Below are 14,951 nucleotides of genomic sequence, written 5' to 3' on the forward strand. Positions count from 1 at the left end.
CTCAGGACCTCCCGGTCCGCGAGCCGACGATCCCGGCCGCCGGTGCGGTCGCGGCCGTGCGGCCGGTGAGCTGGTCGTAGACACCGACGTACGCCTTCTGCTGGTGCTTCCAGGCGAGCTGGGTCTCGACGAGCTGCCGGCCGAGCCGGCCCATCCGGCGCCGGGTGACCTTGTCGTCGAGCAGCTCCACGATCGCCTCCGCGTACTTCACGACGTCGTTCGGTTCGACGTACAGGGCCGCGTCCCCGGCCGAGACCCTGGTCTCGCGCAGGTCGAACGCGACCACCGGCAGCTCGAAGGCCATGTACTCCATCGTCTTGTTCATCGTCGACACGTCGTTGAGCGGATTCTTCGGATCCGGCGACAACCCGAGGTCGGCGGTCGACATCACCCGCTGGACCGTCTCGTCCGGCACCCGGCCGGTGAACTCGACGTGGCCGGCCAGGCCGAGCTCGTCGCTCAGCGCCACCACCTCGTCGAAACAGTCGCCGCTGCCCATCAGGGTGAAGGCGACGTCCGTGCGGCCCAGCTTGTTGACCACCACGTCGGCCGCCCGGACGACGATGTCGACGCCGTCCTGCGGTCCCATCACGCCGATGTAGGCGACCAGGTACCGATGACCGCGCCGGCACGTCTCGTCGGCGGTGCCCCGGCGCAGCTTGTCCGGGTCGGGCCCGGTCCGGACGACGGTGACGTCACCGGGCTGCTTGCCGCTGCGGGTGATCGCGATCTCGCGGTACGAGTCGTTGGTGGAGGTGACGTGGTCGGCGGTGCGGTGCGTCATCCGCTCGAGGAACCGAAGTCCCTTGTACGGAAGGCCCGCGACGTCCGGGAAGCGGGACTGGAACAGCTCCGGACACAGGTCGTGGTGGTCGAAGACGAAGCGGGTGCGGTCCATCCGGCGCAGCAGCATCGCGATCGGCCAGAAGATGTCCGGCGGGTTGCAGGCCTGCAGCACCTGGAACTTCCCCTGCCGGCGGGCCCGGAGCACCAGCCGCAGCGTCATCAGGAACGAGTAGACGTACTCGGCGACGTACCCGAGCTTGCTGCCGCCGGGCGAGTAGCCGCGGTACTTGTGCATCACGACGCCGTCCAGGACCTCGTACGCCGGGTCGTCCGGCCCCTTCGGGCAGACGACGGTCACGTCGTACCCGGCGGCGACCAGCGCCTTGCACTCCAGCCAGACCCGTCGGTCGAAGGGCACATGCAGGTTCTGGATGATGATCAGGACCCGGGGTGCGGTCACCAGCCCACTCCTTCGTAGCCGGGCAGGGCTTCGACGCCGGCGCCGAGCCGGCCACTGAGGTCGATCGTCCGGGCCGGCGGATGGCCGAGCAGCGCCTCGACGACCTGGGAGTCGGTGGAGGAGACCAGAGCGACGTCGGCGCCGCGCAGCGCCTCGACCGGATCGTCGGTCAGCACTCTGCGCAGGTGCGGAAGCTTCGACTCGACGTGCCGCTTGTTCGCTCCGACCAGTTGGCTCGGGTTGACGATCGAGTCGTAGATCCGCAGGTTGTAGCCCTTGCCGATCAGTCGCTCGGCGAGCTCCACGCTCGGGCTCTCCCGCAGGTCGTCGGTCGCGGTCTTGAAGCTCAGTCCGAGCAGGGCCACCTCGCGCCCGGGCCCGGCCACGACGCGGTCGACGACGTCGCGGACGCTCAGTTCGTTGCTGGCCAGCGTTCCGGCCAGCAACGGGAGATCGGTGTCGTTCATCCGGGCCAGGTGCAGCACCGAGCGCAGGTCCTTGGGCAGGCAGGAACCGCCGAACGCGAAGCCCGGGCGCAGGTAGTACGGCGAGATGTTCAGGCTGGTGTCCTGGCAGAACAGCTCCATCACCGCGCGCGTGTCGACCCCGTAGTACCGGAAGATCCGGCCCATCTCGTTGGCGAACGACACCTTCGTCGCGTGGAACGCGTTGCAGGCGTACTTCAGGGCCTCCGCGGTGCGTACGTCGACCACCTGGACCGGTGTGGCCAGGAAGCCGAACAGCTCGCTCAGCGCATCCCCCACCCGGGGATCGGCGGTGCCGACCACGACGAACGGCGGCGCGAAGAAGTCGGCCAGGCCGGAGCCCTCACGCAGGAACTCGGGGCACATCGCGGTGCCGAAGGTGAACCCGTCGACCGGCGCTTCGGCAGCGAGCACCGACCCGACGACGGTGTCGACGGTGCCGGGTGGCACGGTGCTGCGCATGACGATGCTGTGGAAGCCCGACTCCGGCGGTGCGACGGTCCGCGCGGCCGCGGCGATGTCCTGGATCGCGCGCCGCACGTAGGTGAGATCGGTGCTGCCGGTGGACGTCGACGGTGTCCCCACACAGATCAGGGAGACATCCGCCCGGTCGAGGGCGGCGGCCGGATCGGTCGTCGCGTGCAGCCTGCCCGCGGCCACGGCGGCCGACACCAGTTCGTTCAGCCCCGGCTCCACCACCGGACTGCGTCCCGCGGCGATCGGTTCGACCTTCGCGGCGTCGACGTCCACTCCCCAGACGTCGTGGCCGTTGGCGGCGAGGCAGGCGGCGGTCACCGCCCCCACGTACCCCAAGCCGAATACGGCGACCTTCATAACGTCCCCCAAAGCTCACTTCGTCGGAGTGGTTCGTCCGGTGGACCAGACAGAGCGGGAAAGAGCGGTTCTGATACAGCGTTCGCGACTTTCGCCGGGATGGGCTCGCCCGCGCAGCTCATTCGGTCCTCCGGAGCAGGTAGTAGGCGTAGCGGGAGTCGAGCGCGTTGTGCGGCACCAGGTAGCAGGCCTCGGGACGAAGACCGAGCTCCGTCATGCGGATCCAGAACTCGTCGATCGGATAGGTGGTCATGCTCGCCGCGACCGACTCGCGGTAGTCACGGCGTCGTGACGCGGTCCGCCAGCTGCCGGTGTCGTACTTGATCTGTACGAAGGCGAGTCCGCCCACGGCCAGGAGCTGGTGAGCGATGCGCATGATCCTCAGCCCGTACTCGGGACTGGGGACGAGCTCCAGGACGTAGAAGCACAGGAACAGGTCCACCTGACCGACCTGCTCGACCACGTCTTCCGGCCGGCCCAGATCCGCCAGCACGGCGGTGAACGGCGTACTCGTCCGGGCGGTCATCTGCCGGCCGCACTCGGTGAGACTGGCTTCGTTCACGTCGACGCCGACGAACTCCTCGCAGCCCGGAGCGAACGCCACGGCGTTGGAGCCGCCACCGCACCCCCATTCGACGACGCGGGATGCCTTCTCGAACGGGGTGACCTTGGACAGCCTCTCGAACAGCTCGAGATGTTCCGCGCCGACCGACTCCCAGGCGGAGTCGGTCGGGAACACGGTCGCGTCCCGGTAGTGCGAGTTCCCGCGCCAGCTCTCCTTCTCGGTGTTCTGGCTCCAGTAGGACCGGGCGTCGTGGACCAGCCGGTCCTCGGAGTGCCCGAACCCGAGGCGCACCGCTGAGCGGTCCACCACCTCGCGGGCGATGCTCTTGGCGTTTCCTACGACACTCACAGCTCCCCCCTCCTGACGTGACCGAAGGGGCGGCACCCGGCCAGGCGGTCGCGGGCACCGAACGGTCACGACCAAAGGAGTGGCGGGCCCGGGGCCCTGATACATCGAACCGCCGGCGGGGCCCGGGCAATCGGCCGCGATCCGATGTATCAGATCGGGGCGCCGCGGATCTGTAGTAGTCGGAAGCCGGAAAGTGGTCCGGCTCGCCGACTGCGACGAGGAGATGTCGATGAAGGTTCTGGTCACCGGGGATCGTGGCTACATCGGTGCCGTGCTTGTCCCGTTCCTCCGCGCGGCCGGTCACCAGGTCGACGGCCTGGACCTCGGTCTGTACGAGGGGTGCGACCTGCTCGGCGGCCCGGACCCGATCGGCGACCGGGCCCCCCGGGACATGCGCGACGTCGGAGCGGCCGAACTGGCCGGGTACGACGCGGTCGTGTGCCTGGCCGCGCTGTCGAACGACCCGCTCGGCCACCTGAACCGCGACACGACGTACTCGGTCAACCTGGACGGCACCCTGCGGGTGGCCCAGGCGGCGAAGGAGGCGGGAGTCGAGCGCTTCCTGTTCGCCTCTTCCTGCAGCCTGTACGGCGCCGCCGGCTCCGAGGCGGTCGGTGAGGACGCCGACCTGTACCCGGTCACGCCGTACGGCGAGACGAAGGCCCTTGCGGAGAAGGAGCTGTCCAGGCTCGCTGACGACACCTTCAGCCCGACGTACCTGCGCAACGCGACGGCGTACGGCGCGTCCACCCGGCTGCGGCTCGACATTGTGGTGAACAACCTGACCGCGATCGCGATGACCTCGGGCCAGATCCGGATGGAGAGCGACGGGTCCCCGTGGCGGCCGCTGGTGCACATCGAGGACATCAGCCGTGCGTTCGCGACCGTGCTGGAGGCGCCCCGCGAGGTGATCCACGACGAGGCCTTCAACGTCGGCCGGCCCGAGGACGTGGTGCAGGTGCGCGACATCGCCGAGATGGTCGGCGAGGCCGTTCCCGGCTCCACCGTCTCGTTCGCGGCCGGTGCCGGTCCGGATCTGCGCAACTACAAGGTGGACTTCTCCAAGCTCGAGGACACCTTTCCCGACCTGCGGCTGCGCTGGACGGTCCGCGCCGGCGTCGAGGAGCTCGCCGCGGCGTACAGCAAGCACGGGCTGACGCTCGACGACTTCGAGTCCGCGCAGTTCGTCCGGCTCCGCAGGATCAACCAGCTGCTGTCGCTGGGGCTGGTCGACGACCAGCTCCGGCGACAGACCGCCGACCGGTTCCCGGCGCCCGGGTCACCGGTGTTCGCCGCGAGCACCACAGTTGAGGAGATGCACTGATGGGGGATTCTGTCGGCTGCCGCCTGTGCGGACAGCCCCTGACCCGCACGTTCGTGGACCTGGGCATGTCCCCGCCGTGCGAGAGCTACCTGCGCGCCGACCAGCTGGACGAAGGCGAGACCTTCTACCCGCTGCACGTGCGGATCTGTGACAACTGCCTGCTGGTCCAGCTGCCGGAGTACGTCGCCGCCGGCGACGTGTTCAGCGACTACCTGTACTTCTCGTCGTTCTCGACCAGCTGGGTGGAGCACGCCCGCAGGTTCGTCGTCGACATGCAGCAGCGACTCGGTCTCGGTACCGACAGTCTGGTGGTCGAGGCGGCCAGCAACGACGGCTACCTGCTGCAGCACGCGGTGGCGCTCGGCATCCCCGTGCTCGGCATCGAGCCGGCCGCGAACATCGCCGAGGTCGCCAACGACAAGGGGATCCGGACCGAGAGCTACTTCCTCGGGGAGCAGACCGGGCAGGACGCTGCGGCCCGGCACGGCCAGGCCGACCTGGTGGTGGGCAACAACGTTTTCGCCCACGTCCCCGACATCGTCGACTTCGCCAAGGGCCTGCGCGCGCTGGTCAAGGACGACGGCCTGGTGTCGCTGGAGTTCCCGCACCTGCTGCGGCTGATCGAGGGCCGGCAGTACGACACGATCTACCACGAGCACTACTCGTACCTGACCCTGCGGACCGCCTCGCTGGCGCTGGAGAAGGCCGGCCTGAAGGTGATCGACGTCCAGGAACTGGTCAGCCACGGCGGTTCGTTGCGGGTCATGTCGACACCGGTGGAGACGGCGGGGGAGCCGTCGGAGCTGGTGCTCAAGGTGCTGAAGAACGAGGAGGAAGCGGGACTTCACACGGTCGAGGGGCACGCCGGCTTCGCCCGCGACGTGTTCGCGATCAAGGCCGATCTGGTCGAGTTCCTGGTCGGCGCGGCCCGCGAGGGCAAGTCGGTCGCCGGGTACGGCGCGCCCGGCAAGGGCAACACGCTGCTGAACCACTGCGGGATCCGCGAGGACCTGCTGTCGTTCACGGTCGACCGCAGCCCGCACAAGCACGGCCTGTACCTGCCCGGGACGCACATCCCGATCTTCGCGCCGGAGCGGCTCGCCGAGGTCCGCCCCGACTACATCGTCATCCTGCCGTGGAACCTGCGGGAGGAGATCGTGCACCAGCTCGGCTATGCACGGGAGTGGGGCGCGCGGTTCGTCGTCCCGATCCCGCGCCTCGAAGTGATCTGACCCGCCGGTCCAGACCGGCGAAACGACCAGGGGAGGGGTTCCATGAAGGTCGTGATCTTCTGCGGAGGGCTCGGGCTGCGCATGCGCAGCGGAGTCGATTCCGCACCGAAGCCGATGATGACGATCGGCGACCGGCCGGTGTTGTGGCACGTCATGCGGTACTACGCGCACTTCGGCCACACCGAGTTCATCCTGTGCCTCGGATTCGGGGGCGCCGCGGTCAAGGAGTACTTCCTGCGGTACGAGGAGACGCACTCCAACGACTTCGTGATGACCAAGGGCGGGCAGAAGGTGGAGCTGCTCGACTCCGACATCAGCGAGTGGCGGATCACGTTCGTCGACACCGGTATCGACACCAGCATCGGTGAACGGCTGCGGCGGGTCCGGCCGTACCTGGACGACGACGACGTCTTCCTGGCCAACTACGGCGACGTGCTGACCGACGCGCCGATGGACAAGATCATCGACCACGTGCTCGCCAGCGACGTCACCGCGAGCCTGCTGGCGGTTCCGCCGCAGTCGTCCTTCCACGTGGTCGAGTTCGGCCCGGACGCCCGGATCAACGCCCTGCGGTCGGTCACCGACCTGCCGTTGTGGATCAACGGCGGCTACTTCGTGCTGAAGAAGGAGGTCTTCGACGTGCTGCACCAGGGCGAGGACCTGGTCGGCGACGCGTTCCCGCGGCTGGCCGCGATGGGCAGGCTGGAAGCCATTCCGCATCACGGCTTCTGGGCTCCGATGGACACGCTGAAGGAGCGCAGCCAGCTCGAGGAGCTGTACCGGTCCGGCACCAAGCCCTGGGCGGTGTGGTCGCGGGAGGCGGGTGCTCGCCGCGGCGACGGGCAGCCCGTGGCCCCGGTTCCGGTCGGCGCGGACGATAACGTTGCCGACAGCAATGGACTCGGCTCCGCCGACAGCGGGACCGCGCTGCCGCCGACGGTGGTGGCGATCTGATGCTCCCGTTCCAGCTCGGCCTGCGTGGCCGGCAGAGCCACCTGGTCGCCCTGGGGGCGCATCCGGACGACATCGAGATCGGCTGCGGCGGCACGTTGCTCCAGCTCGCCGAGACCGTCCCCGGGCTGACCGCCGAGTTCGTCATCGCGACCGGTGATCCGGTCCGCCTGGAGGAGGCCCGCCGCGGCGCGGAGCTGTTCCTGCCCGGGTGCGAGGTGACGGTCACGTCGGCCGAGTTGCCGGACGGACGGCTCCCGACGTACTGGGAGCAGGTCAAGGAGCTGCTCGAGGCGACGGCGCGGGGGCGCCGTCCCGACCTCGTGCTGGCGCCCAGCCGTACCGACGCGCACCAGGACCACCGCACGGTCGCCGAGCTGGCGACCACGGTGTGGCGCGACCACCTGGTGCTGAACTACGAGATCCCCAAGTGGGACGGCGATGTCGGCCGGCCGTGGCTGTACGTCGCGCTGACCGAGGAACAGCTGCGCGAGAAGGTCGCGCGGCTGCACAAGGCCTTCCCCTCGCAGGTCGGGCACGACTGGTTCGACGAGGAGGTCTTCGCCGGACTGGCCCGGCTGCGGGGAATGGAGTGCCGGGCGCGGTACGCGGAGGCGTTCACGACCGGCAAGGCCACACTCACATGGTGATCCGAGGGAGAGACGTGACGGGATTCAGATGTCGTGGGTGTGCCGGTGACGACGTCACGCCGGTGGTCGACCTCGGCCCTCAGCCGTGTGCGGACCACTTCCCGCCGGTCGGTACGCCGGGGGAGGACCCGCGCTGGCCGCTCGAGCTGTGGCTGTGCCGCGACTGCAAACTGGTCCAGCTCGGTCCGGTCGAGCCGCAGCTGCCCGAACCGCCGCTGGCGGTCGAGTCGGCCACCAGCCTGGCGCACGCCGAGACCTCGGTGAAGGAACTGCTGGCCGAGCATCCCGAGCTGGCCGGCGCCGCGGTCTTCGAGTTCGCCAGCCACCACGGCGGATCCTGGCTCGACCACCTGCGCGCCGCGGGCTGCCGGATCGCGACCGGTCCGGAGCACGCCGATCTCGTGGTGGACGTGCACGGCATCGCGCACGAGCCCGAGGTCGGCGAGATGATGCGGCTGCGGGCCGAACGGCTGGCGCCGGGCGGCCTGCTGGTGCTGGAGTTCCATCACCTGCTGCCGCTGTTCATCGGCAACCAGTTCGACACCATCCGGCACGGCCACTGGTCGTACCTCTCGCTCGGCGCGGTGATCCGGCTGGGCGCGCTGCACGGCCTGGCGGTCGAGTCCGTTCGGCGGATCGACATGTTCGGCGGCAGCCTGCGGGTGATGCTCCGGCACTCGGGCGAGGCCAGTCCCGACGAGTCGGTCGCCGAGATGCTCCAGGACGAGTCGGCCGCCGGGATCTCCGACGAGATCCAGCTGGCGAGTCTGCAGGAAGCGGCGCGGCACGCGGCCGGTGCGCTGCACGACGAGCTGGTCCGGCACCAGGCCGCCGGCCGTACGGTTCTCGGGTACGGCGCACCCTCGAAGGCTCCGGTGCTGCTGGACCTCAGCAAGGTCGGAACGGACCTGCTCGCCTTCACCGTCGATGCCGCCCCCGGCAAGCACGGCCGCCGGATCCCCGGCTGCGGCGTACCGATCCGGCCGATCGACGAGCTGCGCGCGGCCCGGCCCGACATCGTCCTGGTGCTCACCTGGGACATCGCCGACGAGGTGATCTCGCAGCTCGAAGCCGACGGCCGTGGCTGGGGTGCCACCTACCTGGTCCCGCTGCCCGAGCCGCACGAAGTCGTGGGCTGACGATGAGGGGGATTCTGCGCCGACTCACCTGGGGACTCGCCGACCAGGCCGTGACCAGCATGGTCAGCTTCGTCGTCGGGATCGTCGTCGCCCGGTCGATGGGCGCCGTCGAGTTCGGTGCGTTCTCCCTCGCGTGGGTGACGTACGGAGTGGTGGTGAACATCTCCCGCGGTCTGGCCACCGACCCGCTGGCGGTGCGTTTCAGCGGCGTACCGCGGCCGGCGTGGCGGACCGCCGTCGCGAGCTCGACGGGGATGGCGATCACGGTAGGACTGGTGACCGGGGCGATCTGTATCGGCGCCGGGCTCGGCCTGGGCGGGCGGCCTGGCGCCGCCTTCGTCGCCCTCGGCTTCGTGCTGCCGGCCCTGACGTTGCAGGACAGCTGGCGGTTCGCGTTCTTCGCGTCCGGCCAGGGCGGCAAGGCCTTCATCAGCGACATCACCTGGGCGATCGCCCTCGTTCCCCTGCTGTACGTCGCCTCGCAGCGTCCCAGCGTCACCTTGTTCGTTCTGGCCTGGGGTGCGGCGGGCGCGTTCGCCGCGCTGGTCAGCGGCCTGCAGGCCGGCATCCTGCCCCGGCTGTCCAGGACCCGGCGCTGGTTCACCCAGCACCGCGACCTCAGCGTGCGCTACCTGGTCGAGAACCTCACCATCAGTGGCGCGTACCAGTTCCGCATGTACGGACTGGGCGCCTTCGCCGGGATCGCGGCGGTCGGCACCGTCCGCGGCGCCGAGATGTTGCTCGGCCCGTTCTTCATCGTGCTGTCCGGCGTCGGCCTCGTGGCGGTGCCGGAAGCGGCGCGGGCGCTACGGCGGTCGGTGCGCGGCCTGCGGACCTTCTGCCTGCTGCTGGGTGGTCTCCAGGCGGTGGCGGCGCTGATCTGGGGAATGACGCTCGTCATCGGGCTGCCCGACGACTGGGGGCACAAGCTGCTCGGCGAGATCTGGGACACCGCCGAGGCTTTGTTGCTGCCAGCAACTTTGTCGGTGGCGTTCGCCAGCTTCTACACCGGCGCGGCGGCCGGCCTGCGCGCCCTGGGCGTGGCGCAGCGCAGTCTGCGGGCCCAGCTGTGGGCCTCCGCGGCGTACCTGGTCGGCGGAGTCGGCGGTGGCGCGCTGGGCGGCGCCGTGGGATCGGCCTGGGGCGCGGCGTCCGCGACGTTCGTCGGCGCGATCGTCTGGTGGATCTACCTACGGGCCGGAGTCCGCGAGCGGCTGCTGGCCGAGGACGAACCGTCCATCCACGAGCTCGGTCCGGAACCGGAGCACATGCCTGAAATGAGGAGCACATGAACGCGGTACCCCGACTGACGGTCGGCCTGCCCGTCTACAACGGTGAGAAGTACCTGGCCGAGTCCTTGGACGCCCTGCTGGGACAAAGCTACGCGGACTTCGACCTGATCATCTCCGACAACGCCTCGACCGACGGGACCGAGGAGATCTGTCGCGACTACCTGGGCCGCGACCCGCGGATCAGCTACGTGCGGCATCGGGTCAACCTCGGCGCCGCGCCGAACCACAACTTCGTGTTCGAGCAGTCCCGCAGCGAGCTGTTCAAGTGGGCCTCCCACGACGACCTCTACGGCCGCGACCTGTTGCTGCGCTGCGTCGAGGCGCTCGACGACGACCGGCACCTCGTTCTGGCCCACGCCTGGCAGGCGATCATCGACCAGTCCGGCGACATCGTGCTGAAGGTCGACTATCCGCTCGCGACCGACGATCCGCGGGCGCCCGAGCGGTTCAGGAGCATGTTGCTCACGGTCGGCGGGGACGACTTCTACGGCGTGATCCGCTCCGACGTGCTGCGCCGGACGCCACTGAACGCGAGCTACCACCACTCCGACCGCACGATCATGGCCGAACTGGCCCTGCACGGGCGCTTCCACCAGGTACCGGAGTTGCTGTACTACCGTCGCGACCACCCGGACCGGGCAGAGCGGGCCAAACCGACCATCCGCTCCCGGGCCGCCAACATGGACCCCCGGCGGTCCGGCCGGCTGCGCAACCCGACCGCCCGGCTGCTCGCGGAGTACGTGGCCGGCTTCGTCGCCGCGATCGGCAGGGCGCCGCTGTCGTCGGCCGACCGGCGCCGGTGTCAGCTGTACCTCGCCCAGTGGCTGATGAGCAGGGCCCTGCCGGGGTCGTCCCACCGGATCGAGGACAGCGCCGTGCCGACCGCGACCACGGCGGCGCCCGACAACGTCGCGCTGGGCGGGATCGGCAGGGTCGCGCAGGAATGAACACAGCACCACGGATCGCCATCCTCGGCCTGCTGGGGTCGGGCAACCTGGGGAACCACGGATCGCTCGAGGCGATGCTGCGGTTCCTGCGGGCACACCACCCCGACTCCCCGATCACCTGCGTGTGCTCGGGGCCCGAGGAGGTCCAGAAGCGCTACGGCATCCCGGCGTTCTCCATCACCTGGTACCAGCCGGGCCGGGCCGGCCGCTCGCGGCTGAGGACTGCTGCCGCGAAGGCGTTCGGCAAGGTGGCCGACCTGGTCCGCACCCCGCTGTGGGTGCGCCGGTACGACATCGTCATCGTGCCGGGGATGGGGGTGCTGGAGACCACGCTGCAGCTACGGCCCTGGGGGTGGCCGTACGCGCTGTTCCTGGTCTTCTTGTCCGGGCGGCTGCTCGGCACCCGCACGGCTCTGGTGAGCATCGGCGCGAACGCGCCCCGGGAGCGGTCCATCCGATGGATGTTCGCCACCATCGCCAGACTCGCGACCTACCGGTCGTACCGCGACGAACCCTCCCGCCAGGCGCTGCGGACGATGGGCGTCGACACCAGCCGGGACGACGTCTACCCGGACCTTGCCTTCGCGTCGCCACGCCCGGCCGCGTTGCCGCGCCGGTCCACGCCGTCGCGCGCGCCGAACCTGACCGTCGGCCTGGGCGTCATGGCCTACCGGGGCGGCAACGACGACCGTGGCCGTTCGGAGCAGGTCTACTCCGCCTACGTCGGCAAGATCACCGAGTTCGCCCGCTGGCTCGTGGACGAGGGGTACCGGGTCCGGATGATCACCGGCGATCCTGCGGACCAGGAGGTGGTTTCCGCTGTGGTGGAAGACCTTCGCAGGAACCGGCCCGGGCTTGCCGACGAGCGGCTGGTCACCGAGCCGGTGGAGTCGTTCGGCGGGCTGATGCACCAGCTCGCGGGCGTCGACGTGGTGGTCGCTTCGCGCTTCCACAACGTAATTTCGGCGCTGAAGCTGGCCATCCCGACGATCTCGATCAGCTATGCCGGCAAGAACGACGTCCTGCTGGAGCAGATGGGGCTGGCGGAGTTCAGCCAGCCGCTGCAGAGTCTCGACGTCGGCCGGCTGATCGAGCAGTTCCGGGCTCTGGAGCAGCGGGCGCCCCAGCTGAGGCCCGAGATCGAACGCAAGCTCGCCGAGTACGCGACGTCGCTCGAACGACAGGACGCCGTCGTCTCGTCGGCTCTGTTCGGACTGGGCGGGAAGCGTCCGGTCGTCACGGACAACGACAAGATCAAGGAGGTCTGATGGACGTCATCCAAGTACCCGGCATCGCCGGCGCCTTGATGTTCCTGCCTACGCCGCACGTCGACGAACGGGGCTTCTTCTGCCGGACGTTCGACCGCGCGGTCGTCCGGTCCGCCGGCCTCGATCCCGACGCGTTCGAGCAGGACAGTGTCTCCCGCTCGGCCCGGGGCGTGGTCCGCGGCATGCACGTGCGGGCCGGGAGCGGCGAGGCCAAGCTGGTGCGCTGCTCGTACGGCGCGGTCTTCGACGTGGTGGTCGACCTGCGACCGGACTCGCCGACGTACCGCAACCACGAGTACTTCGACCTGACCGGCGAGAACCAGGTCACGGTCTACGTGCCGGCCGGCTGCGCGCACGGCTTCCAGGCACTGACCGACCCGGCCGACGTGTCGTACCGGATCGACCGTGCCCACGATCCCAGCGAGGACGTGACGATCGTGTTCGACGATCCGGATCTGGCCATCGCCTGGCCGCTTCCCGTGAGCCTGATGTCGGCGCGGGACAAGGCGGCGCCTTCCCTCGCCGATGCGGCCAGGAGGCTGAGGTGACCGGCCACGGCAAGTCCTTCCAGCGGTCGGGTGACCTGAACGCACGGCTGCACGCCGCCGTTCCCGGCGGTGCCCACACCTACGCCAAGGGCGAGGACCAGTACCCCGCCGGCATGGCCCCGGTCATCACCCACGGTCGTGGTGCCCACGTGTGGGACGCCGATGGCAACGAGTACGTCGAGTACGGGTCCGGCCTGCGCGCCGTCAGCCTGGGCCACGCCCATCCGCGGGTGGTCGAGGCGGTGCGCCGCCAGCTCGAGCTGGGCAGCAACTTCGTCCGTCCGAGCGTGATCGAGCTCGAAGCCGCGGAGCGGTTCCTCAGTACGGTCCGCACGGCCGAGATGGTCAAGTTCGCGAAGAGCGGCTCGGACGTGACCACGGCCGCGGTCAAGCTGGCCAGGGCCGTCACCGGCCGGCCACTGGTGGCGATCTGCGAGGACCAGCCGTTCTTCTCCACCGACGACTGGTTCATCGCCACCACCCCGATGTCCGCGGGCATCCCGGCGGCGGTCTCCGAGCTCACGATCCGGTTTCCGTACGGCGACCTCGAGGCGACCGAGCTGGTCCTGCGCGAGCACGAGGGCCGGGTCAGCTGCCTGATCCTCGAGCCCGCGACGCAGCAGGACCCACCCGACGGTTACCTGGCCGGGCTTCGCGACCTGGCCCACCGGTACGGCTGCCTGCTGATCTTCGACGAGATGATCACCGGATTCCGCTGGGCGGAGGCCGGCGCGCAGAGCCTGTACGGCGTGACCCCGGACCTGTCCACCTTCGGCAAGGCGCTGGGCAACGGGTTCGCTGTGGCGGCGTTGGCCGGTCGCCGGGAACTGATGGAGCGAGGAGGACTGCGGGACTCCCGCGAACGGGTCTTCCTGCTGTCGACGACACACGGCGCCGAGACCCACTCGCTGGCCGCGGCGATGGCCGTCCTCGACACCTACGAGCAGGAGGGCATCACGGCGCGCCTGCACGAACTCGGTCACCAGTTGGCGACAGGTGTGCGGCAGGCCGCCGCCGCCGCGGGTGTCGCCGAGCACGTGCTCGTCCGCGGTCGCGCCAGCAACCTGGTCTTCGCGACACTCGACGAACGACTGGAACCGTCCCAGGAGTACCGCACGCTCTTCCTGCGCGAGCTGATCCTGGGCGGCGTGATCGGCCCGTCCTTCGTCGTCAGTTCGGCGTTGACGAGTGCGGATCTGGACCGAACCGTCGAGGTGGTGGGGCAGGCCTGCGCCGTCTACCGCAAGGCACTCGATGCCGGTGACCCGGCAGGGGGAATGGGCGGACGGCCCGTCCGGCCGGTGTTCCGCAGATTCGCCTGAGCACGAGGTCGGCGCCGGGCTAGCGGCGATCGGCGAACCTGTCGATCAGGAGAGCGGCGGCCGGGACGACCAGCAGCGCGCAGCCGAAGCCACCGAGGGTGTCGGTCGGGTAGTGGGCGGTGAGGTCGATCTGCGCGTAGGCCGTCACCGCACCGCCGGCCAGGGCCAGCCCCAGGACCAGAGCCGTCGCCACGACCCGTCCGAGCTTCAGCAGGTCGCTCAGGAGCAGGCCGAGCAGCAGGCAGATCGCCGTTGCCGCCGCGGTGTGGCCGCTGGGGTACGACAGGAAGTCTCCGTGGATCCGCCGATCCACCACGTGCTTGAGAATCGTCGACAGCACGGTGACCGCCACCACCGCGGTCACCGTCGCGAGTGCGAGGCGGGGACGGCGGGCGAGCAGGCACAGCGCCGTGACCAGCAGCACCGTGAGCAGACGGCCGATCGGTTCGCCGATCCAGTCCACCACCAGCACGCCGGGCCAGCCGGCCGACGGGGTGTCGACGTGGCGCTGGACCCAGCTGTCGAGCCGTCCCGGCTCGGTGCCGCCTGAGTGGAGCACTGCCGGTACGGCGAGCAGGACGGCCCCGGCGATCGCCAGCGCCACGGCCGTCGGACGCAGGACGGCAACCACGGCCGGTCGGGTCCGGGGCGCGTCGACGCGCGCCGAACCACTGAGGTTCGTCCCCATTTCCCCCACCCCCAAAGCAAAGTCTATCTGTAGTTTTCCGGGGGTCCGTCGCAACCGGGACGGGGGCGTAGTACTCTGCGACCTCTTGCCTGGTACAGGGTTGGGGAACGCG

General features: G+C 69.8%; 14 protein-coding genes. 10 read left to right on the top strand and 4 right to left on the bottom strand.

Going from position 1 to position 14,951, the window contains the following annotated elements; all coding sequences use genetic code 11:
* Position 1: 1 nt before the first annotated feature.
* The 3 genes from ACYVIO_RS21555 to ACYVIO_RS21565 form a co-directional block, all read right to left on the bottom strand.
* Positions 2-1,246, bottom strand: a complete 1,245-nt coding sequence (locus ACYVIO_RS21555; protein ID WP_460652646.1) for a glycosyltransferase family 4 protein — start codon at positions 1,244-1,246, stop codon at positions 2-4.
* The gene (locus tag ACYVIO_RS21560) at positions 1,243-2,565 is read right to left on the bottom strand and encodes a UDP-glucose dehydrogenase family protein (RefSeq protein ID WP_460652647.1); all 1,323 of its coding nucleotides are present in this window, start codon (positions 2,563-2,565) and stop codon (positions 1,243-1,245) included. Before ACYVIO_RS21560 ends, ACYVIO_RS21555 begins: the two co-directional genes overlap by 4 nt.
* A 118-nt stretch (positions 2,566-2,683) precedes the next feature.
* Complete coding sequence (locus tag ACYVIO_RS21565) at positions 2,684-3,478, bottom strand: class I SAM-dependent methyltransferase (RefSeq protein ID WP_460652648.1); 795 nt, start codon at positions 3,476-3,478, stop codon at positions 2,684-2,686.
* Between the two features lie 229 nt (positions 3,479-3,707).
* On the opposite strand from ACYVIO_RS21565, the gene ACYVIO_RS21570 reads away from it, so the two are divergent.
* Genes ACYVIO_RS21570 through ACYVIO_RS21615 form a run of 10 tightly spaced genes read left to right on the top strand, consistent with a single transcriptional unit; the run spans position 3,708 to position 14,151 of the window.
* Complete coding sequence (locus tag ACYVIO_RS21570; protein WP_460652649.1) at positions 3,708-4,802, top strand: NAD-dependent epimerase/dehydratase family protein; 1,095 nt, start codon at positions 3,708-3,710, stop codon at positions 4,800-4,802.
* Positions 4,802-6,034, top strand: coding sequence for a class I SAM-dependent methyltransferase (locus ACYVIO_RS21575; protein WP_460652650.1), 1,233 nt, complete (start codon positions 4,802-4,804; stop codon positions 6,032-6,034). Before ACYVIO_RS21570 ends, ACYVIO_RS21575 begins: the two co-directional genes overlap by 1 nt.
* A gap of 42 nt (positions 6,035-6,076) precedes the next feature.
* Positions 6,077-6,988 carry a sugar phosphate nucleotidyltransferase gene (locus ACYVIO_RS21580; RefSeq protein ID WP_460652651.1) on the top strand — a complete coding sequence of 304 codons (912 nt, stop codon included), beginning with the start codon at positions 6,077-6,079 and terminating at the stop codon, positions 6,986-6,988.
* On the top strand, positions 6,988-7,635 hold the full coding sequence (locus ACYVIO_RS21585; protein WP_460652652.1) for a PIG-L deacetylase family protein: 648 nt from the start codon (positions 6,988-6,990) through the stop codon (positions 7,633-7,635). Before ACYVIO_RS21580 ends, ACYVIO_RS21585 begins: the two co-directional genes overlap by 1 nt.
* A gap of 14 nt (positions 7,636-7,649) precedes the next feature.
* Positions 7,650-8,774: a class I SAM-dependent methyltransferase gene (locus ACYVIO_RS21590; RefSeq protein ID WP_460652653.1), complete on the top strand. Its 1,125-nt coding sequence runs from the start codon at positions 7,650-7,652 to the stop codon at positions 8,772-8,774.
* A gap of 2 nt (positions 8,775-8,776) precedes the next feature.
* A complete protein-coding gene (locus ACYVIO_RS21595; RefSeq protein ID WP_460652654.1) occupies positions 8,777-10,066 on the top strand; it encodes a hypothetical protein in 1,290 nt (429 codons plus the stop codon).
* Positions 10,063-11,013: a glycosyltransferase family 2 protein gene (locus tag ACYVIO_RS21600; protein WP_460652655.1), complete on the top strand. Its 951-nt coding sequence runs from the start codon at positions 10,063-10,065 to the stop codon at positions 11,011-11,013. The genes ACYVIO_RS21595 and ACYVIO_RS21600 overlap by 4 nt, the downstream gene beginning before the upstream one ends.
* Complete coding sequence (locus tag ACYVIO_RS21605) at positions 11,010-12,281, top strand: polysaccharide pyruvyl transferase family protein (protein ID WP_460652656.1); 1,272 nt, start codon at positions 11,010-11,012, stop codon at positions 12,279-12,281. The genes ACYVIO_RS21600 and ACYVIO_RS21605 overlap by 4 nt, the downstream gene beginning before the upstream one ends.
* Complete coding sequence (locus ACYVIO_RS21610; protein WP_460652657.1) at positions 12,281-12,829, top strand: dTDP-4-dehydrorhamnose 3,5-epimerase family protein; 549 nt, start codon at positions 12,281-12,283, stop codon at positions 12,827-12,829. Before ACYVIO_RS21605 ends, ACYVIO_RS21610 begins: the two co-directional genes overlap by 1 nt.
* Entirely contained in the window at positions 12,826-14,151 is a 1,326-nt protein-coding gene (locus ACYVIO_RS21615) for a glutamate-1-semialdehyde 2,1-aminomutase (RefSeq protein WP_460652658.1), read from the top strand. Before ACYVIO_RS21610 ends, ACYVIO_RS21615 begins: the two co-directional genes overlap by 4 nt.
* A 19-nt stretch (positions 14,152-14,170) precedes the next feature.
* Here ACYVIO_RS21615 and ACYVIO_RS21620 read toward each other — a convergent pair whose 3' ends face one another.
* Positions 14,171-14,839 (bottom strand): phosphatase PAP2 family protein, encoded by a 669-nt coding sequence (locus tag ACYVIO_RS21620; protein ID WP_460652659.1) that lies wholly within the window; start codon positions 14,837-14,839, stop codon positions 14,171-14,173.
* Positions 14,840-14,951 lie beyond the last annotated feature (112 nt).

This window comes from Kribbella endophytica (genome assembly GCF_054781295.1).